The following is an 18,614-nucleotide window of genomic DNA, read 5'->3' on the forward strand; positions in this document are numbered from 1 at the left end:
GATGGATGTGCTGTATTTTGCATGGGTACGCGAACGTATCGGTTTGCCAAAGGAAAAAGTCGAGACGCAGGCAGTCACCGTCAATGATCTGGTGGCCGAGTTGAGCGCGCGGGAAGAACGCTATGCCGCGGCATTTGCCGATTTGTCCGCCCTGCGCGTTGCACTGGATCAGGAGTTGTCGGATTTTGACGCCTCGCTGTCGGGCGTTCGGGAAGTGGCGTTTTTTCCACCAATGACGGGCGGTTGAGCGATGCGGATCGCTGTTCAGCAGGAAGCATTCGATCTGGGCGCCGAGGCCAATGCTTTTGCCGCCGGGGATGATGCCAACGGAGCCATTGTCACCTTCACTGGCGTTGTGCGCGACCTGGCAAGCGGTGATCTGGATGTGATGGAGATTGAACACTATCCGGGTATGACGGAACGGGCGCTGACCAAGATCGCCCAGGAAGCCAAGGAGCGGTGGTCATTGGGTGACGTCCTGGTGATCCACCGTCATGGCCGACTGGCCCCGGGAGACAGGATCATGATGGTGGCGACCGCTGCGCCGCATCGTAAAGATGCGTTTGAGGCAGCGGAATATCTGATGGATTATCTGAAGTCTCGCGCACCCTTCTGGAAGAAGGAAATCACCCACTCTGGTGCGGAATGGGTCGCAGCCAAAGACGAAGACGAAGACGCGCTGACCCGGTGGTAGTGATTTAGCGACCGTTTATTCTTGCAAACTTGGGCGGTGGCGCAAGGTCGTATACTTAATCCGCGTTGTTGATCCGTCCGCGCAGTTCTTCGGCCTCCTGACGCGCGGCCCGCAGGCCATCCATAGCAGCTGCCAGCTCGGCCTCTGTCTGGGTTAGCTGGTTTGTCAATTCGGCCTCACGTTGCTGCAAATAGGTGATGGCCTGATCGCGGGTTTCCTCCGCCTCGTGCAACTCCTGACTCATCCGATCCAGATCGGCAACGTCGCTTTGACTTACTCGGGACAGGCGGTGCGCCAACCAGTTGGCAAACCAGCCCATGCAGAAGGCGGCGAACAGGATAATGGCGGTGACAATGACGAATTCTGTTCTGTTCAACTTACTGGTCCCCTGCATCCGCATCTGGTGCGGTCGTGTCGGTTTGGTCCTCTGCGGAAGTCGCAGCCTCGGCCTCAAGCGCTTCAAGGCCTGTTTCACTACTCTCAACAGGCTCAGGACGGATTAGACGGAACTCGATCCGGCGGTTTTCTTCCCGGCCCTCTTCGGTGTCGTTGTCAGCGATGGGTTGCGTTTCCCCATACCCCACAGCGGTGTAGCTGCTGGTAGGAATGCGCCGCCCGCGCAGCTCGTTCAGAATGGATTGCGCCCGCGCCTGGCTGAGTTGTTGGTTCATCTCTTCACGGCCCTGACTGTCTGTGTGGCCCTGAATCTCCATACGGATCGGACCGCAGTCGCGCAGGATATCAGCAATCTGGTTCACCACATCGCGCGAGTCTGATGCAATCGTGGCCGATCCGGGCTCAAAGGCGATTTTGCTGGTGGCCTGAATTTCAGCAATTTGGGCCTCGCAGACTTCCGGGTCGGGCAGGGCGTCCTCGGGTTCCGGTGGGGGCTGATAGGTGATGGTCAGGGTGTATTCCTGCCCCTCGCCCAACTTGTCGGACAATTGACCTGCGATGCGGGCCTTGGCGTCTTCTTCGTGGCTGAGGCCGATCAGTTCGACCGTATCGGGTGTTACGGTCAATACGCCGTTGTGGAGCTGACCCAAAGCCTCCAGACCGGCCAGAACACGTACAGGCCAGTCCGTCGGGAGATCCGAAACGATGCGGGTGGCAGTATATACCTGATCGGATCCAAAGGCCGCGCGCGCGTAGCTGTCGACCATGTCGCGCAGAGTTTCATCACCCAGCCGTCCGCGCAATTGCACCAGCCCTTCAGGGCTGCGGGTGGCCGAGAACTCGACCGGGCCACTTGGGTTCGTTGTCTCAGGCTCAGGTAAAACGGCGTGCAAGGCGAAGATCGCAGGCAGCTCGGTTTCAAGCTCGCCCACAACCCGGTCGAACACCGCAGGATCGGTTCCCTCCGCTGCGATCAGGGTAATGTCCGCGTCTGACATGGTGACCGAACCCTGGCCTATCCGGAACAGCGCCTGAATGCTTTTCTCGGCTGCTTCTGGCCAGCGTGGCGATGGTTCGCCCAAGGCGACGGTGCAGGAATAAGGCCCCGTCAACCCGGCGTTTTTCGCGGCGGCCACGATTCGGTCACGTGCCTTCTCATCCTGCGCCGAGCAGGCGTCAAAATGCCCGCCTTCTTCGTCGATCAGGTAACGCAAAGTAAAAGGTGTGACGACCGGGCGAGGTGCCGAAATCGCCAGCCCAACCCGCAGACTGGGCGGTGCCCTACGGGTCAGGTCGCGTTCCAGTTTTTGTTTTTCTTGCTGACTGTTGGCAATTGCCGTGATCCTGACCAGATCCGGGTTGGCGGAAATTTTGGCGCGGGGCAGGTGGGTCAGGGCCTCCAACGCGTAAGATATTGCGGCATCCCACCCTTTGGGCTTTGGGTAATCTGCTGTTTCCATCAGGTCCGAAATGGCAACAGATCTGTCCAGATTGCCAAGCCGTTGGATCAGCTTATCCCTGTTCTCACTGGCCGGGATCAGACCTATCACCGAAATTCCACTGTCATTTCGCAGGATTTCTACTGAAAAGCGCGGTGCTGCGAGGGCGGAAGTTGCGATAACCTCCATTTCGTCGATTACGCGGGATGTATCAACTTCGGTTCCCGCAGCGGTCAGCGCGTTAAAGCGGGTCGCTTCATCTGGCGCTGTACCGGTCAGGACCACCCGCAAACCATCGGCTTCGACCTCGGCCCAATCGTGTCCTTTCAGGTCCAGCGAGCGCCGTACAGCGAGTTCCGATGATTCTTCGATCTCGGTAACAGCATAGCTGGCCGCCAGAAGTGACAGGCCAGCTGATACAAGAAAGATCAGGGAAACAGCGATAAAATACGGCAGACGCATGTTTGGGTTTGGCACTCCTCAGGCGTTTGCGCCGATCTTTACAGGCCCCGTTCAGCAGGTGCAATCAGAGCAACAAGGCGACGCAAAGGAAGATCAGCGGAATAAAGCCGGTATCGCGGTTGGCCCGAAACAGCAGCAGCAGCTTGGCGTTGTCTTCGGTATCAAGCCCGCGCAATTGCCACATCATGTGCCAGCCCATGGCCCAGGGGCCGCAAAGCGCGACCCCCAACGCCAGAATTGACGCGTCAGGCACCCCGGCATCAATAATGGCCAGCCCCATCAGCGATATTGTTGCGACCAGAAAATACTTCAGCCATTTCGCCGTGTCGGTGCCGAACAGGCGCGCGGTGGATTTGATGCCGACCAGTTCATCATCCTCGGTATCCTGATGTGCATAGATCGTGTCATAGAACAGGGTCCAGGCGATGCCGGACAGGTACAGCGTGACAGCAGGCCAGCCGAGCGATCCGCTATGCGCCGTCCAGGCCAGTAATGCGCCCCAGTTGAAGGCCAGACCCAGAAAAACCTGAGGCCACCAGGTAAACCGTTTGGCAAACGGATAAACGGTCACCGGCAGCAAAGATAACACACCCATGGCAATTGCCGCCTGATTGAAGCTGAGAAGAATGCCAAGCGCCAGAAGGCTTTGCAGTATCATCCAGGCCGCAGCTTGCCGGACACTGACTTGCCCCGACGGTATCGGGCGCGAGCGTGTGCGTTCAACCTGTGCGTCAAATTCCCGGTCTGTAATGTCATTCCACGTGCAACCGGCACCTCGCATCAAAAAAGCTCCGAATGCGCAGCCTAGGGCAATCCACAGATCTTCCCAACGCGGTTGACCGTCATGCAGGATGGCCAGCGCCAGCCCCCACCAACATGGAAGCAGCAACAGCCATGTGCCGATGGGCCGGTCTGCGCGGCTGAGGCGCAGATACGGTCGGGCAAAGGCTGGGGCATAGGTGTCGACCCAGTTGCCGGTGACGGCATCGGCGACTTGACCATCTGGTGTTGGGGCATTGCCTTGCATATGTAGGTCTCATGAGTGCGAAAATCAGACTGTATGTAGAGCAGCCCTTGGGTCAGGGGCAATCGGTTCCTTTGACGCGCGATCAGGCGCACTATCTGTTTGGCGTCATGCGACTGCCGGTCGGAGGAGCAGTGGCGCTGTTTAACGGCAAAGATGGAGAGTGGCTGGCCGAGGTGGCCGAGTCCGGAAAACGCGGTGGCGCTCTGACCTGTGTCAGGCAGACCAAACCTTTGCAGCTGCCCCCCGATCTGTGGTTCCTGTTTGCGCCGATCAAAAAGGCGCGCACCGATTTCATTGTTGAAAAAGCCGCTGAAATGGGCGCGGCTCGCATCCTGCCAGTTCAGACCGAATTCACCAACGCAGACCGTATCCGGCAAGACCGGCTTCAGGCTCATGCAATCGAAGCCGCTGAACAATGCGGAGGAACCTACGTGCCCGAAGTGGCAGACCTTCAGCGGCTGGACCGCGTGCTGAAGACCTGGCCTGAAGGTCGGCAGTTGATGTTCTGCAACGAAGCCGAGGTCGGTTCGGCCCTGCGGCTGGCAGCGAATGAAAAAGGGCGCCCCTGGGCGATTCTCATCGGCCCGGAGGGCGGGTTTTCCAACGCTGAGCGTGCGCGGCTGTCGGCTTTACCCTATGCGCATGTGGTCAGTCTTGGCCCGCGTATTCTGCGGGCGGATACAGCGGCGGTGGCCGCATTGACCATGTGGCAGCAGGCATTGGGAGATTGGTCGTGATTCGCGAGGCGGTTCAATCGGATGCCCCGGCGCTAGAGAGGTTTCTGTCCCGCTACCCTGACAGTTCAATGTTTTTGCGCAGCAATTTGGCGGCCCACGGGGTGGGGTTGAATGCGAATGAATATTCCAGCCGCTACTTCATCTGGGGTGAGGACCAGGTCCGGGGTGTCTTCGGGCTCAGCAAGAAGGGCTATCTGATGGTTCAATTGCCCAACGCCGAAACCGAAGCTGTCGAGTGTTTCGCGCGGATGATCGAAGGCGAAACCGTTTTGGGTATGACGGGAGATGCACCTCAGGTCGAGCTGACGTTGGGCGCTCTGGGATTGGGGAAGGCGAAGTACCGGTTGAATCACGATGAACCGCTTTATCGACGTGACCTGCGAGGTCTGACTAAGGCACCTGTTCCTTATCGCGATTTGCGCGCCGAGGATCGGTCAAGACTGCACACTTGGTTCGCGGATTACATCGAGGATACCGGACAGGCCGCAGGCGAAGAGGCGCGTGAGCTTGCCGCAGAGCGCGTCGAGGCGGAAATGACCGCAGGCAGGGCGATTGTCCTGATGGAAGGCGACGCGCCGGTTGCCATGGCATCCGTGAATGCCAGGGTTCACGACCAAGTTCAGGTCGGTGGTGTTTTTGTTCCACGTAAAAACAGAAATCGTGGCCTAGGTCGACGGGTCACGACCGCATTGATGCAGAAAGCAAAATCCGAGGGTGCGGCGGCCGCGATCCTATTTGCGAACAACGCACCTGCCGCCCGTGCCTATGAGGCGATTGGGTTCCAACAGGTGGGTTGGTACAAGGTCGCTTTGCTGCAGGAACCGCAAAGGGTGCTCTCATGAGTTTCATCCGACCCGAGGCAAAACTGGCGCTTTGGCGTTGGCGCGAGGTTCTGGTTGCGGCTTTTGTCCTGATCCTTGGTCTGAGCTGGATCAGCGGGCCGGGTGGGCTGCTGGCTTGGGTAGGCTGGTTTCTGATTGTCGTGTCAGCGGCTTTGACTGTGATCGGCATACAGCGCGCGCGCTTCAGAACAGGTGTGGGGGGGCAAGGTGTCGTGACGATTGATGAAGGTCAGATCACTTATCTGGGCCCCTTGGATGGCGGCATCGTCGCGTCCCGCGAAATTGAGCGTCTGGCCCTTGACCCGACCTCCGACCCTGCACATTGGGTTCTGGATCAGCCGGGCCAGCCAGCGCTTCACATTCCTGTGAATGCAGAAGGAGCCGAGGCATTGTTCGACGTATTCTCAAACCTGCCGGGCCTCAAAACCGAGCAAATGCTGTCGGAACTCAACGGCAAATCGCAGCATCCGGTCGTTATCTGGGAACGTACACCGTCGCGCCCGGCGCATCTGCCGTTGCATTGACACTGGCGCCATTTACGACCACCACTTGACCTTCAAAACAGACACAGCAGGATCGGAGCACGGTTCATGTCCATCCCTCAGTCCGGCGGCGGTCCGATCGAACGCCATGAACAACTGGCCGAATATCTGGAATCGGGTTGCAAACCCAAGCAAGATTGGCGCATCGGCACCGAGCATGAGAAATTCGGCTATTGCAAGGACACGCTGAAACCTCTGCCTTTTGAAGGAAAGCGATCCATTGTCGCCGTGTTGGAGGGGTTGCGGGATCGCCACGGCTGGGGAGAGGTCCGTGAATCCGGTCATCTGATCGGTCTGGAAAAGGACGGCGCAAATGTCAGCCTTGAACCGGGTGGCGCGCTGGAGCTGTCGGGTGCTCCGCTGGAGACGATCCATGAAACCTGCGATGAGGTGAACACTCACCTGCGCGAGGTGAAGGATATCGCCGATGAGATCGGTGTGGGATTCATCGGACTGGGCGCGGCGCCGATCTGGACGCATGACCAGATGCCGCTGATGCCCAAGGGGCGGTATCGGCTGATGAACGATTATATGGAAAAAGTCGGCACCATGGGCCGCGCAATGATGCGGCGGACGTGTACCGTTCAGGTTAATATCGACTTCGGGTCCGAAGCCGACATGGTACAGAAACTGCGCGTGGCGCTGGCATTGCAGCCGGTAGCGACGGCGCTGTTTGCCAATTCTCCGTTCTTCGAAGGTAAAGTGAACGGTCAGAAAAGCTGGCGCAGCCATATCTGGCGACATCTGGACGATGCGCGCACGGGCATGTTGCCCTTCGTGTTTGAGGATGGCTTTGGATTCGAACGCTATGTCCAATACGCGCTCGATGTGCCGATGTATTTCGTCTACCGCGACGGGCAGTACATCAATGCGCTGGGCATGTCGTTCCGAGATTTCCTCAAGGGTGAGTTGCCTGCATTGCCGGGTGAAACGCCGACCCTGTCGGATTGGGCCGATCACCTGACAACGGCCTTCCCCGAAGCGCGGATCAAGAAGTTCATGGAGATGCGCGGCGCGGATGGTGGCCCTTGGCGACGGCTTTGCGCCTTGCCCGCCTTCTGGGTCGGGCTGACCTATGACCAAACCGCGCTGGATGCGGCGTGGGATCTGGTCAAGGGCTGGGATGCTGAAACGCGCGAGGGGCTGCGTGTTGCGGCGGCCAAAGACGGGCTTCAGGCGCAGGTTGGCAATGTCAACATGCATGATCTGGCGCGTGAAGTTGTGGCAATCTCCGAGGCGGGCCTGAAAGCCCGTGCCCGCCCCGGTGCCGGTGGTCTAGTCCCGGATGAGACGCATTTCCTGAACGCGCTGAAGGAAAGCATCGACACCGGCAAGGTTCCGGCAGATGAGTTGCTGGAACACTACAATGGCGACTGGAATGGCGACCTGACCCGGATTTATCCCGAATACAGCTATTGATGCGCCCCGTCCCGCTTGCAATCGCGGGGCGGGGCCGATAGCAGGTTCTCGACCAAATTCAGAGGGCCGTCATGGACGATCTTAAGGCAAAGTATCTGGGCCAAATCGCCGAGGCAGGCGACGAAAACGCGCTTGAGGCGATCCGCGTCGCGGCTGTTGGCAAAAAAGGCGAGGTCGCGCTGAAGATGCGCGAGCTGGGCAAGATGACTCCCGAGGAACGTCAGGTCGCAGGCCCGGCGCTGAATGCCCTGAAGGATGAGATCAACTCGGCGCTGTCCGCCAAGAAAGCCGCGCTGGCCGATGCTGCACTGGATGAGCGCCTGCGCACCGAATGGCTGGACGTTACCCTGCCGACCCGCCCGCGCCGTCAGGGGTCAATCCACCCTATCAGCCAGGCGACCGAAGAGCTGACTGCGATCTTTGCGGAACTGGGCTTCTCGGTGGCCGAAGGGCCGCGTGTCGAAGACGACTGGTACAATTTCGACGCGCTGAACATCCCCGGTCACCACCCTGCACGGGCCGAGATGGACACGTTCTATATGCACCGCGCCGAAGGCGACAATCGCCCGCCGCACGTGCTGCGCACCCATACCTCGCCGGTGCAGATCCGGTCGATGGAGAAACAGGGCGCGCCGATCCGCGTGATCTGTCCGGGCGGCGTGTACCGCGCTGACTACGACCAGACCCACACGCCGATGTTCCATCAGGTCGAGGGGTTGGCCATCGACAAGGATATCTCGATGGCGAACCTGAAATGGGTTCTGGAAGAGTTCGTGAAAGCCTTCTTTGAGGTCGACGATGTCGAACTGCGCTTCCGCGCCTCGCACTTCCCCTTCACCGAGCCATCGGCCGAGGTCGATATCCGCTGTTCCTGGGATAACGGCCAGCTGAAGATCGGCGAGGGTGACGACTGGATGGAGATTCTGGGCTCGGGCATGGTCCACCCCAAGGTGATCGCTGCCGGTGGAATTGATCCCGAGGTTTATCAGGGCTTTGCGTTTGGCATCGGGATCGACCGTCTGGCGATGCTGAAATACGGCATTCCGGATTTGCGGGCGTTCTTTGATTCCGATCTGCGCTGGCTGCGGCACTACGGGTTTGCGGCGCTGGATATGCCGAACCTGCATGGTGGTTTGTCGCGGTGAATTTCCACTTTCTGAGCGTCAATCGCGGAAAGTATTTGTGCCGCGAACATGGGTCGTTTTGTGATAGCTCTGATGGATATCTGCAAAGCTGTCCGCTTTGTTCCGATCAAAGCTCCGGCGTTTGGGAGCAAAACCGGGTAGATCGCGCCTTACAGATATTAGGTAATATTCAAGCGAGATCTCAACGGAGCCTTGCAGTTGCAACCGGATTGTTGGGTGTTGTCGGTTTGGCTGGTGTACTAGACAAATTTGCAGGTTTGGAAGCAACGGCACAATTGAACAGCTTCGTACCTGCTCTGCTTGTTGGTTTTTGCGCTTTGCTTGCGTCGGTTTTGTTTTTCATGCTGTCGATGAAACACATGGACGTGACCTTGAATGGTCCTTCAGGTCTCTTGAAATAGACCAGTGGGAAGCTCAGATTTCGGGGTTCATAGGACAGGTTGAAAGACATCATTCAATAGCAACGTTTTTTCTTGGCGCTGCCATTATGGTTATTGCCGCGGGGCTCTTAGCGCCACCATTGTGGAAAGAGTTAATAGCTTTTGCGTCTTGGATTTGCGGATTGAAGCAAAATGTGCGGAGCAAAGGCCGATAGGCCGCCGCACTATCGGTCGTTCTTTGCGGCGCCATTGGTTCAAGCCCAATGGACGACACCGCCCGCACGGGCTGGCGATTTGTCCCCGACAGCACAACGCTCAATCAGCGCTCGGATTTGGCCCGCATAAACTGCCCACTACAACCCAAGGATCGCCATCCTGCGGTCTGGCCATAGCGCGGTTTGATGTTTTGACCTTATGTAGGGCGGGCTTCAGCCCGCCATGTGCGGTGGGTGGGTGCCGGGCTGAAGCCCGGCCTACGTTCGGACCACACCGATATGTTAAGTGACAGGGCGAAATGCCCCGTTAGGGTCGGGCGCATGATCTGTCGATTGCTCTGCCTTCTTTTGCTGATGACCACGCCCGCCTTTGCCATGGGTCCCTGGAAAACCGAATGCCACGGCGATATTGCCTGTGATCTCGGTGACCGCTCGTATCACGTTCTTGAACCTGATGGCTGGGATGGTGAAACACCCCTGCCGGTGCTGCTGCATTTCCATGGTTGGGCGCGGCAGGGGACCGTTGTGGTGAACCACGAACGGATTGCCGGGGCCACGAAACGTCGGGGTGTGCTGCTGGTGGCCCCGAACGGTTTGGGCAAAAGCTGGGATTTCTGGTCCGCAGGCACCGATGATGTGCCTTTTGCCGACCGGGTGCTTGAGGATGTCTCCCGGCGCTATCCGATCGACGCGACCCGCATCTATGTATCAGGCTATTCCTTTGGCAGCGCTATGGCGTGGCGCTTTGTCTGCGAAACCGGCGATGATATAGCGGCACTGCTGGGTGTGGCCGGAACACTCCGCCAGACCGAGACCTGCCCGCAAGCCCCGCGAGAGGTGCGGCATGTCCATGGGACGGATGACACCGTGATGGATTTCCCGTTCGGTCCGGGTCGCGACATGGCATACCCGGTGGCGCTGTGGCGCGAGAAATACGGCTGCGGTGCAGCAACCCCGCGGGGTGATTGGAGTGTGGAACCGTTCCTGACCCTTAGCCGAGTGGAATGGACCACTTGCACGCAGGGGCAGGTGACGCTGGACACGCATCCCGGCGGGCATTTCATCCCCCATGGCTGGATCGGATGGCAGTTGGATGAGCTTTTGGGCCGCACCCCCACGTATCCGTGACGCGCAGAGCTTGCACCCCGGCGCATTCTTTGCCATTGCCTGTGCCGACTGGATGTTTGCCAAAAAAGGCCCCGTGCAATGAAATTCACTCTGTCCTGGCTGAAAGACCACCTCGACACTGATGCTTCGGTTGATGAAATCGCCGAGGCGCTGACCGATCTCGGGCTTGAGGTCGAAGAGATCGTGAACCCGGCCGAACGGCTGGCAGGCTTTACGCTGGGCTATGTGAAACACGCCGAAAAACACCCCGACGCAGACAAGCTGCGCGTTTGCAAGGTCGATACGGACGAGGGCGAGCTACAGATTATTTGCGGTGCGCCCAATGCGCGTGAAGGGATCACCGTCGTGGTCTGCAAACCGGGCATGTACATCCCTGGCCTGGACCTGACCATCAGCGTCGGCAAGATCCGCGGTGTCGAAAGCTTTGGCATGATGGCGTCCGAGCGTGAGTTGGAGCTGTCGGATGAACATGACGGCATCATCGAACTGCCCTCGGGCGAAGTGGGTGATACATTCGTGGGCTGGCTTGCAGAAAACGACCCATCCAAAGTCGACCCGATGATTGAAATCGCGATCACTCCGAACCGCCCGGATGCGCTGGGGGTTGAAGGGATTGCGCGCGATCTGGCCGCGCGTGGAATTGGCACGTTGAAGCAGCGTGATTATACGCCTGTTCCGGGTGATTTCGAGTGTCCGATCAAGGTGTCAATCGAAGAAGACACGCTGGACGGAGCGCCGCATTTCACCGGTCGTCTGATCCGTGGCGTGAAGAATGGCCCCAGCCCGCAATGGCTGCAGGATCAGTTGAAGGCCATAGGTCTGCGTCCGATCTCGGCGCTGGTGGATATCACCAATTACATGACCTACGATCACAACCGCCCGTTGCACGTGTTCGACGCCGACAAGGTGCAGGGCAACCTGCGGGTGCACCGGGCCAAAGGCGGCGAGACGCTGGTTGCGCTGGATGAAAAAGAATACACGCTGCAACCCGGAATGATGGTGATTTCGGATGACAAAGGCCCGGAATCGATTGCGGGCATCATGGGCGGTGAGGAAACCGGATGTACCGAGGAAACGGTAAACGTTTTCCTCGAAAGCGCGTTCTGGGATCATGTCCAGATCGCGCTCACAGGCCGTGCGCTCAAGATCAATTCCGACGCGCGCTATAGGTTCGAGCGCGGTGTTGACCCGGAATACACCCGCGAGGGGCTGGAACACGCGACCCAGATGATTCTGGATATCTGCGGCGGAGAAGCCTCCAACGTGGTTGAGGCTGGCAAAGCGCCGAACCATGCGCGCGCCTACAAGCTGAATGCGGAAAGGGTGCAGTCTCTGGTCGGGATGGATATTCCCGAAAGCGAACAGCGACAGACCCTGACCCGTCTGGGCTTTCGTCTGGAAGGCGAGATGGCCCATGTCCCCAGCTGGCGCCCGGATATCCTGGGCGAGGCTGATCTGGTGGAAGAGGTCGCGCGGATTGCTTCCTTGACCAAGCTGCAAGGCCGGCCGTTGCCGCGCGTGACCGAGGGGATACCGAAACCGGTGATGACCCCGGCGCAGCGCCGTCAGTCCATGGCGCGCCGTACCTGCGCGGCGCTGGGTTATAACGAATGCGTCAGTTATACGTTCATTGATCAGGCTTCGGCGGCTTTGTTCGGTGGTGGCGATACTACGACCATGCTGGAAAACCCGATCTCATCCGAGATGAGCCATATGCGCCCCGATCTGCTGCCCGGCCTGTTGCAGGCTGCCGCCCGCAATCAGGCGCGCGGATTCGCGGATGTCGCCCTGTTCGAGGTCGGTCCGGTCTTTCACAATGGCGAGCCGGGTGATCAGAGAACCCAGATCACCGGCCTGCTGGTAGGACGTTCTGGCCCCAAGGATGTGCACGGTGCTGCGCGCCCAGTGGACGTGTTCGACGCCAAGGCAGATGTCGAGGCTGTTCTGGCCGCCGTTGGCGCGCCCGAAAAGGTTCAGATTCTGCGCGACGGCGATCCATGGTGGCATCCGGGTCGTCATGGCAAAATCTGTCTGGGTCCGAAAAAAGTACTGGCTGTCTTCGGAGAGTTGCACCCGCGCGTTTTGCAGGCGATGGACATAAAAGGTCCGGTAATGGCATTCACCATCTGGCCGGACGAAGTGCCTTTGCCCCGAAAATCCGGTGCCACCCGCTCTGCGCTGGAACTACGCGACTTGCAGGCGGTCGAGCGTGATTTTGCCTTTGTTGTCGATGCCGATGTCGAAGCGCTGACGTTGGTAAACGCAGCCGCAGGTGCCGACAAGGCACTGATTGAGGGCGTGCGTGTCTTTGACGAATTCATTGGTGGCAGCCTTGGCGAAGGCAAGAAGTCTCTTGCCATTACCGTGCGTCTGCAACCGACTGAGGCGACGCTGAAGGAAAAGGACATCGAAGCCGTAGCCGAGAAGATCATTGCCAAGGTTGCCAAGGCGACGGGTGGGGTCCTTCGCGGTTAGAGCTCTGAGGCTCCAATGGAAAGCGCGCCTTCGGGCGCGTTTTTTATTTGGACAGGAACTTGGTCAGTAAGTCATAGACCAGCCGGATGCGGCGGCTGGTGTGCAACTCGCGATGCGTGGTCAGCCAGATCGGAAATGTGATAGCCTCCATCCCGGGGCACACACGCTCCATACCTGGTGCCGCATCACCGACGGTCTGCGACATGGGCGCTATGCCAAAGCCTTGTTTGGCGTATTCCCAAGCCACTATTCCGTTCTGAGACCCAAGCCGGAAATTCTCGTTGGTCAGGTGAATGCCAAGCGGTTTCAGATAGGCGATCATCTGATTGTTGTCGCCGAAGCTGATGAACTCATGCCGTGAAAGGTCCTGCTTTGATTTCGGGCGTCCCGCACGGTTGAGATACTCTGTGGTTGCATAGAAATGCCCGGACGCCTCCTGTACCAGCTTCGCGATTAGGTCGGGTTGATCAGGGCGGACATGGCGGATCGCGATATCTGCCTCGCGCCGCATAAGATCCTGAATATCGTTTGAGGCAATCACGTCAATCCGCAGGCGCGGGGCTTGCGCCCGGATTTCGCGCAGCAGGTCGGGCAAGACATAGGCTGACATCACGTCACTGGCGGTGATGCGAACCCGGCCTTCAATGGATTGAGCCTGTCCGGACGCCGTCAGCGCAATGCGATTGGCCGCGTCCCCCATTTTGCGTGTATGATCCAGCAGCTCCAATCCGGCCTGAGTGATCTCAAGAGTTCTGCCAACCCGTTCAAACAGCATCACGCCCAAGTCCTGTTCAAGCGCTGCTATCTGACGACTCAGCGTAGGCTGGGTTTGCCGTAGCTGCCGTGCCGCTGCGGAAAATGACCCGGTTTCAGCCGTCGCCAGAAAGGAACGGATGTGGTTCCAATCAAAATCGCCAAACTCATTCATACTAAAATGTATAGTAAACCTGCAAATTTCGGCAATTTATATTCGGTCTGCGCATGAATAAATTCTCGCCGAAAGGAGACTCCTCAATGACCACCACTGCGAAATTCTGGGATGGAGTGGCCGAGAATTATGCCCGCTCGCCCATCAAAGACATGGCTTCGTACGAGCATACGCTGGAACGGACAGCGTCTTACCTGAAGAAAACCGATGATGTTCTGGAGCTTGGGTGCGGCACAGGCATGACTGCTCTGAAGCTGTCCGGATATGTAGGATCTATCACTGCAACCGATGTGTCCCCCGGTATGTTGGCCGTTGGACGTCGAAACGCCAATTCGCAAAGCATCGAAAACGTCACCTTTGCCGAGGCTGATGCAAATCGACCGCCTGAGGGTTCATTTAATGCGGCGCTGGCATTCAATCTTTTGCATCTGGTCGAGGATCTGGATCTGACACTGAGCCAAATACATTCGGTCCTTAAACCGGGCGGACTGTTTATTTCGAAAACTTTTTGCCAGCCGTCCAGCGCGGCGAGCCTGAAGTATTACGCTATTCGTCTCGCGCTTCCGATCATGCAGTTCTTTGGTAAGGCTCCGTTTGTGCAATTCCTGTCTGAGGCGGATCTTGATGCGGCCCTTGAACGCGCCGGGTTCAGCATCATCGAGAGCGACAGTTTCCCAATACGTGACGCCCGCCGATTCCTAGTGGCTCGTAAAATGTAAGGTTTTTCCGGAATCCGCGTTGGGCTTTGGGTGTTGGACCCTTAAATTGGTCGGGAACAACATCGGAGTTTGCCATGGGCCTGAACGTTTATCTTTCCGGAGAAATCCACACCGACTGGCGTGATCAGATCATCGATGGGGCGCAAGGGTTGGACGTGACCTTCAACAGCCCCGTTACCGATCACGCGGCCAGTGATGATTGTGGTGTGGCCATTCTGGGGGCTGAGCCGAACAAGTATTGGCACGACCACAAGGGGGCGATGGTCAATGCGATCCGGACCCGCAAGGGGATTGCGGATGCGGATGTTGTCGTCGTCAGGTTTGGTGACAAGTACAAACAGTGGAACGCCGCCTTTGACGCGGGTTACGCTGCAGCACTGGGCAAGTCCATCATCGTTCTGCACGGCCCAGATCATCAGCACGCGCTGAAAGAAGTTGATGCCGCCGCACTGGCCGTGGCGGAAGAACCCGCTCAGGTGGTCGAAATTCTGCGCTACGTGCTGACAGGCGCCCTGCCCGGCTGATCGATAAAAGGGGCGCCGGTTTGGCGCCCCCTTTCTTTCAAGTGTTATCAGTCTCGTGCCGGTATGGCTTTGCCGCGCTGAACCGCTGGGCGTTGGAAGAAACGATCAACATAAGCGACGACATTGGAATAGCCGTCCCAATCAAACACATCCTTCGCGCCATAGAAATCCAGTGCATTCAGCCACGGGGCAAGCGCGATATCCGCGATGGAATATTCGCCCGCGATCCAGTCTTGTCCTTCCAGTTGCGTATTCACCACGTTCAGCAGGCGCTTGGCTTCGTTGATGTAACGCTCGCGCGGGCGCGGATCTTCTATCGCGCTGCCAGCGAACTTGTAGAAAAACCCTAGCTGGCCAAACATTGGCCCGATGCCGCCCATCTGAAACATCAGCCATTGGGTGATCCGGTGCTTGTCTGCTGCGGTTTGGCCAAGGAACTTGCCCGTTTTCTCGGCCAGATACAGCAGGATCGCGCCGCTTTCGAACAGGGCCAGCGGTGCACCGTCGGGTCCGTTGGGGTCGATTATCGCCGGGATCTTGTTGTTCGGGTTCAGCGACAGGAACTCGGGACTTTTGACATCCGAGTCTGCCAGGGTCACCAGATGCGCCTCATAGGGCAGGCCGGTTTCCTCAAGCATGATCGAGGCTTTGACGCCGTTTGGCGTTGGATAGGAGTAGAGTTGAAGGACCTTGGGATCTTTTACAGGCCATCTGTCGGTTACGAAAAAAGGCGCAAGTTGAGACATGGTAACTCCTGAGAAATGCCATTTGGGGAAAAATAGGGTGGCTTTCCCCTAAAAAACATACCCTTATTCATGCGTTTAACGCACAATTCCTATGCGATCATGCGTGAACAGAAGCGTGGTCTTAGAAAACAAGAGGGATGCTATGCTGGAAGAATTCAAGACATTCATTGCCAAGGGCAATGTCATGGACATGGCGGTCGGTATCATTATCGGTGCTGCGTTTACCGCAATTGTTACCTCGTTGGTGGGCGATCTGATCAATCCGCTTATTGGATTGTTCACAGGGGGTATCGACTTTACGAACAATTACGCCGTTCTTGCAGGCGACGTGGCCGAAGGTGCCAGCCTTGACGCGGCACGTGAAGCAGGCGCATCCGTCTTTGCCTATGGTGCTTTCATAATGGCTATCATCAATTTCCTGATCATCGCCTGGGTCGTCTTCATGCTGGTAAAAATGGTGAATAAGGTCAAAGACGCTGCTGAAGCAGAGGAAGAAGCGGCTGAAGAGGCGCCCGCAGGTCCTAGCGAACTGGACATCCTGATGGAAATCCGGGACGCTTTGAAGAAGTAGACCAGTAATTCTGTTATTACATCGGGCTCCGTACCTATCGCGGAGCCTGTTTTATTAGAATTGATGAACAGAAAACACGAGGAAATTCGAGATGGAACAAACCGCCGACTTGGCTGAGCAGGCGATTGGTATGGCCAATCAATACTTGCCCATTGCCTTGAATGCAGCGAAGGCTCTGATCGTTCTTGTTCTGGGTTGGATCGCCGCCCGAATGATCGCGGGTGTTGTACGCCGCCGGATCAACAGAACGCCGCAGATCGACCCGACACTCGGAAATTTTGCCGCCAGTGTGATCAAGTGGGCGATTTTGGCCATAGTTCTGGTCGCCGTTTTGGGGATCTTCGGGATAGAAGCCACCAGTATCGTCGCCATTCTGGGCGCTGCGTCGCTGGCTGTCGGGTTGGCACTTCAGGGTACACTGAGTGATCTTGCGGCCGGTGTGATGTTGGTGGTTTTCCGACCCTACAAGCTTGGACAGTATGTGGATATCGGTGGCACGGCAGGAACCGTTATGGATCTGAGCCTGTTCACGACCGAGCTTGTGACTCCCGATAACGTGCAGATCATTGTTCCAAACGGTCAGGCATGGGGGTCGATCATAACCAATTATTCAGCCCACGACACACGTCGTGTCGATCTGGTGTTTGGAATTGATTACGGGGACAGCGCAGATACCGCCATGCAGATCATTCTGGATGTGGCCAAGGCCGACCAGCGCATTAACAGCGATCCTGAACCCTGGGTGCGGGTCACGAATCTGGGCGACAGCTCAGTCGATCTGACTGCGCGGCTATGGTGTGCCGCAGCCGATTACTGGGACGTCAAGTTCGAGCTTACGAAGGCGGTGAAAGAGGCGTTTGACGCCAAAGGTGTTTCGATTCCGTATCCGCATTCGGTCGAAATTCAAAAACAGGGGTAAAACTGGCACCGGCCGATCGGGAAAATAATTATTCCCTCCTCAATTTGAAAAGGGCACCGCGCCGAAACCCGGTGCCCTTTTTTGTGAAAGTCGTCGGTTCGGTACCGACCGCGCCACCCTGAGAATTACTATCAACAGGCAACTTCCGGAGTGGAGGCGCTTACGATTTGACCACCACGTTTGGCGAAACGACGTCGATGCCAAGGGCCTTGCCAACGGCATAGTAGGTCAGTTTACCAGCATGAACGTTCAGACCTTCCAGCAGGTGCGGATCGTCCTGACATGCCTGTTTCCATCCCTTGTCGGCCAGCGACAGCATGAACGGCATCGTGGCATTGCCCAGTGCGATGGTCGAGGTGCGCGCAACAGCGCCCGGCATGTTGGCAACGCAGTAATGCATAATGCCATCGACATCGTAGATCGGATCGGCATGGGTGGTGGCTTTTGACGTTTCAAAGCACCCGCCTTGGTCGATGGCGACATCCACCAGTACTGCGCCGGGTTTCATCGTCGACAGTTGAGCGCGCGACACCAGTTTCGGTGCGGCTGCGCCGGGGATCAGAACAGCACCGATGACCATATCGGCGTCCTGGATCAGTTCAGCGGTCGCGCCTGCTGTCGAATACTGGTTCTTAAAAGTTCCGCCAAAGACATCGTCCAAGTAGCGCAGGCGCGGCAGCGACCGATCCAGAACGGTGACATCAGCCCCCATTCCGGCGGCAATCTTGGCCGCGTGTGTCCCGACGACACCGCCGCCAATCACAACCACTTTGGCCGGGCCGACGCCGGGAACGCCACCCATCAGAACCCCACGGCCGCCATTGGCCTTCTGCAGGGTCCAGGATCCGACCTGAGGGGCCAGACGACCGGCGACCTCGGACATAGGTGCCAGCAGCGGCAGGCCGCCGTTGGCATCTGTTACGGTTTCGTAGGCAATTGCGGTACAACCCGATTCCAGCAGGTCATGTGTCTGATCCGGGTCCGGAGCCAGGTGCAGATAGGTGAACAGCAGCTGGTCTTCACGCAGCATCTTGCGTTCCACGGCCTGCGGTTCCTTGACCTTGACGATCATGTCGGCGGTGGCAAACACCTCTTCCGCGGTGTCGATAATTTGCGCGCCTGCGGCGACATAGGCGTCATTGTCGAAACCTGCGCCGATGCCCGCGCCGGACTCGATCAGGACTTGGTGTCCGCGAGCGACCGCTTCCTGAGCGGCATTGGGCGTCATCCCGACGCGGAATTCCTGAGGTTTGATTTCCTTGGGGCAACCGATTTTCATTGGGCTCTCCGTTCATAAGCTGCTTAA

20 protein-coding genes are annotated in these 18,614 nt (G+C 57.9%); 14 read left to right on the forward strand and 6 right to left on the reverse strand.

From position 1 onward, the window contains the following. Position 1: 1 nt before the first annotated feature. Both moaD and AC2FLO_RS19280 read left to right on the forward strand, forming a co-directional pair. Positions 2-247 (forward strand): molybdopterin converting factor subunit 1, encoded by a 246-nt coding sequence (gene moaD / locus AC2FLO_RS19275; protein WP_209506660.1) that lies wholly within the window; start codon positions 2-4, stop codon positions 245-247. Between the two features lie 3 nt (positions 248-250). Further along, on the forward strand, positions 251-694 hold the full coding sequence (locus tag AC2FLO_RS19280; RefSeq protein ID WP_480494390.1) for a molybdenum cofactor biosynthesis protein MoaE: 444 nt from the start codon (positions 251-253) through the stop codon (positions 692-694). 55 nt (positions 695-749) lie between these two features. Here the strand turns inward: AC2FLO_RS19280 and AC2FLO_RS19285 are convergent, their stop codons facing one another. The 3 genes from AC2FLO_RS19285 to ubiA all read right to left on the reverse strand — a co-directional run bounded on the left by AC2FLO_RS19285 (position 750) and on the right by ubiA (position 4,018). Beyond that, positions 750-1,070, reverse strand: a complete 321-nt coding sequence (locus AC2FLO_RS19285) for a hypothetical protein (protein ID WP_267365430.1) — start codon at positions 1,068-1,070, stop codon at positions 750-752. A gap of 1 nt (position 1,071) precedes the next feature. Next, positions 1,072-2,991, reverse strand: coding sequence for an OmpA family protein (locus AC2FLO_RS19290; RefSeq protein WP_496752130.1), 1,920 nt, complete (start codon positions 2,989-2,991; stop codon positions 1,072-1,074). Between the two features lie 64 nt (positions 2,992-3,055). Continuing rightward, positions 3,056-4,018: a 4-hydroxybenzoate octaprenyltransferase gene (ubiA, locus tag AC2FLO_RS19295; protein ID WP_480585387.1), complete on the reverse strand. Its 963-nt coding sequence runs from the start codon at positions 4,016-4,018 to the stop codon at positions 3,056-3,058. Positions 4,019-4,029: 11 nt separating this feature from the next. Here ubiA and AC2FLO_RS19300 point away from each other — a divergent pair, with 11 nt between their 5' ends. The 8 genes from AC2FLO_RS19300 to pheT all read left to right on the forward strand — a co-directional run bounded on the left by AC2FLO_RS19300 (position 4,030) and on the right by pheT (position 12,901). After that, complete coding sequence (locus AC2FLO_RS19300) at positions 4,030-4,755, forward strand: 16S rRNA (uracil(1498)-N(3))-methyltransferase (protein WP_480585390.1); 726 nt, start codon at positions 4,030-4,032, stop codon at positions 4,753-4,755. Next, positions 4,752-5,597 (forward strand): GNAT family N-acetyltransferase, encoded by an 846-nt coding sequence (locus AC2FLO_RS19305; RefSeq protein WP_496752131.1) that lies wholly within the window; start codon positions 4,752-4,754, stop codon positions 5,595-5,597. The genes AC2FLO_RS19300 and AC2FLO_RS19305 overlap by 4 nt, the downstream gene beginning before the upstream one ends. Beyond that, the gene (locus AC2FLO_RS19310; protein WP_480486560.1) at positions 5,594-6,121 is read left to right on the forward strand and encodes a hypothetical protein; all 528 of its coding nucleotides are present in this window, start codon (positions 5,594-5,596) and stop codon (positions 6,119-6,121) included. The genes AC2FLO_RS19305 and AC2FLO_RS19310 overlap by 4 nt, the downstream gene beginning before the upstream one ends. A gap of 66 nt (positions 6,122-6,187) precedes the next feature. After that, positions 6,188-7,558, forward strand: a complete 1,371-nt coding sequence (locus AC2FLO_RS19315) for a glutamate--cysteine ligase (RefSeq protein ID WP_267365439.1) — start codon at positions 6,188-6,190, stop codon at positions 7,556-7,558. Between the two features lie 71 nt (positions 7,559-7,629). After that, positions 7,630-8,703 (forward strand): phenylalanine--tRNA ligase subunit alpha, encoded by a 1,074-nt coding sequence (gene pheS, locus AC2FLO_RS19320; protein WP_480919786.1) that lies wholly within the window; start codon positions 7,630-7,632, stop codon positions 8,701-8,703. Continuing rightward, positions 8,700-9,104, forward strand: a complete 405-nt coding sequence (locus tag AC2FLO_RS19325; RefSeq protein ID WP_496752134.1) for a hypothetical protein — start codon at positions 8,700-8,702, stop codon at positions 9,102-9,104. Before pheS ends, AC2FLO_RS19325 begins: the two co-directional genes overlap by 4 nt. Positions 9,105-9,619: 515 nt before the next feature. Continuing rightward, on the forward strand, positions 9,620-10,426 hold the full coding sequence (locus tag AC2FLO_RS19330) for a CE1 family esterase (protein ID WP_496806781.1): 807 nt from the start codon (positions 9,620-9,622) through the stop codon (positions 10,424-10,426). A 78-nt stretch (positions 10,427-10,504) separates the two neighbouring features. After that, positions 10,505-12,901 (forward strand): phenylalanine--tRNA ligase subunit beta, encoded by a 2,397-nt coding sequence (pheT, locus tag AC2FLO_RS19335; protein ID WP_496752138.1) that lies wholly within the window; start codon positions 10,505-10,507, stop codon positions 12,899-12,901. Between the two features lie 43 nt (positions 12,902-12,944). Here pheT and AC2FLO_RS19340 read toward each other — a convergent pair whose 3' ends face one another. Then, positions 12,945-13,829 (reverse strand): LysR family transcriptional regulator, encoded by an 885-nt coding sequence (locus tag AC2FLO_RS19340; protein WP_496752139.1) that lies wholly within the window; start codon positions 13,827-13,829, stop codon positions 12,945-12,947. Between the two features lie 86 nt (positions 13,830-13,915). Here AC2FLO_RS19340 and AC2FLO_RS19345 point away from each other — a divergent pair, with 86 nt between their 5' ends. Continuing rightward, positions 13,916-14,548: a methyltransferase domain-containing protein gene (locus AC2FLO_RS19345; protein WP_496752141.1), complete on the forward strand. Its 633-nt coding sequence runs from the start codon at positions 13,916-13,918 to the stop codon at positions 14,546-14,548. A gap of 74 nt (positions 14,549-14,622) precedes the next feature. Continuing rightward, on the forward strand, positions 14,623-15,072 hold the full coding sequence (locus tag AC2FLO_RS19350) for a YtoQ family protein (RefSeq protein WP_480486567.1): 450 nt from the start codon (positions 14,623-14,625) through the stop codon (positions 15,070-15,072). Positions 15,073-15,119: 47 nt separating this feature from the next. Here AC2FLO_RS19350 and AC2FLO_RS19355 read toward each other — a convergent pair whose 3' ends face one another. Next, complete coding sequence (locus AC2FLO_RS19355) at positions 15,120-15,818, reverse strand: glutathione S-transferase family protein (protein WP_496752143.1); 699 nt, start codon at positions 15,816-15,818, stop codon at positions 15,120-15,122. 142 nt (positions 15,819-15,960) lie between these two features. On the opposite strand from AC2FLO_RS19355, the gene mscL reads away from it, so the two are divergent. Together mscL and AC2FLO_RS19365 are read left to right on the forward strand one after the other, a co-directional pair. Beyond that, the gene (mscL, locus tag AC2FLO_RS19360; RefSeq protein ID WP_480585417.1) at positions 15,961-16,389 is read left to right on the forward strand and encodes a large conductance mechanosensitive channel protein MscL; all 429 of its coding nucleotides are present in this window, start codon (positions 15,961-15,963) and stop codon (positions 16,387-16,389) included. A 130-nt stretch (positions 16,390-16,519) separates the two neighbouring features. Beyond that, positions 16,520-17,308: a mechanosensitive ion channel family protein gene (locus AC2FLO_RS19365; protein WP_480585840.1), complete on the forward strand. Its 789-nt coding sequence runs from the start codon at positions 16,520-16,522 to the stop codon at positions 17,306-17,308. A 160-nt stretch (positions 17,309-17,468) separates the two neighbouring features. Here AC2FLO_RS19365 and ald read toward each other — a convergent pair whose 3' ends face one another. Then, positions 17,469-18,587, reverse strand: a complete 1,119-nt coding sequence (ald, locus tag AC2FLO_RS19370) for an alanine dehydrogenase (RefSeq protein ID WP_267366958.1) — start codon at positions 18,585-18,587, stop codon at positions 17,469-17,471. Between the last annotated feature and the right edge of the window lie 27 nt (positions 18,588-18,614).

This window comes from Ruegeria sp. TASC047, assembly GCF_059612445.1.

Excerpts from the sequence above, each read along its gene's own strand:
- AC2FLO_RS19355 (WP_496752143.1), bottom strand. The coding sequence starts at position 15,818 with ATGTCTCAACTTGCGCCTTTTTTCGTAACCGACAGATGGCCTGTAAAA.
- AC2FLO_RS19365 (WP_480585840.1), top strand. The coding sequence starts at position 16,520 with ATGGCCAATCAATACTTGCCCATTGCCTTGAATGCAGCGAAGGCTCTG.
- pheT (WP_496752138.1), top strand. The coding sequence starts at position 10,505 with ATGAAATTCACTCTGTCCTGGCTGAAAGACCACCTCGACACTGATGCT.
- AC2FLO_RS19280 (WP_480494390.1), top strand. The coding sequence starts at position 251 with ATGCGGATCGCTGTTCAGCAGGAAGCATTCGATCTGGGCGCCGAGGCC.
- AC2FLO_RS19290 (WP_496752130.1), bottom strand. The coding sequence starts at position 2,991 with ATGCGTCTGCCGTATTTTATCGCTGTTTCCCTGATCTTTCTTGTATCA.
- AC2FLO_RS19340 (WP_496752139.1), bottom strand. The coding sequence starts at position 13,829 with ATGAATGAGTTTGGCGATTTTGATTGGAACCACATCCGTTCCTTTCTG.
- AC2FLO_RS19310 (WP_480486560.1), top strand. The coding sequence starts at position 5,594 with ATGAGTTTCATCCGACCCGAGGCAAAACTGGCGCTTTGGCGTTGGCGC.
- AC2FLO_RS19345 (WP_496752141.1), top strand. The coding sequence starts at position 13,916 with ATGACCACCACTGCGAAATTCTGGGATGGAGTGGCCGAGAATTATGCC.
- pheS (WP_480919786.1), top strand. The coding sequence starts at position 7,630 with ATGGACGATCTTAAGGCAAAGTATCTGGGCCAAATCGCCGAGGCAGGC.
- AC2FLO_RS19350 (WP_480486567.1), top strand. The coding sequence starts at position 14,623 with ATGGGCCTGAACGTTTATCTTTCCGGAGAAATCCACACCGACTGGCGT.
- AC2FLO_RS19315 (WP_267365439.1), top strand. The coding sequence starts at position 6,188 with ATGTCCATCCCTCAGTCCGGCGGCGGTCCGATCGAACGCCATGAACAA.
- AC2FLO_RS19300 (WP_480585390.1), top strand. The coding sequence starts at position 4,030 with ATGAGTGCGAAAATCAGACTGTATGTAGAGCAGCCCTTGGGTCAGGGG.
- ald (WP_267366958.1), bottom strand. The coding sequence starts at position 18,587 with ATGAAAATCGGTTGCCCCAAGGAAATCAAACCTCAGGAATTCCGCGTC.
- moaD (WP_209506660.1), top strand. The coding sequence starts at position 2 with ATGGATGTGCTGTATTTTGCATGGGTACGCGAACGTATCGGTTTGCCA.
- ubiA (WP_480585387.1), bottom strand. The coding sequence starts at position 4,018 with ATGCAAGGCAATGCCCCAACACCAGATGGTCAAGTCGCCGATGCCGTC.
- mscL (WP_480585417.1), top strand. The coding sequence starts at position 15,961 with ATGCTGGAAGAATTCAAGACATTCATTGCCAAGGGCAATGTCATGGAC.
- AC2FLO_RS19330 (WP_496806781.1), top strand. The coding sequence starts at position 9,620 with ATGATCTGTCGATTGCTCTGCCTTCTTTTGCTGATGACCACGCCCGCC.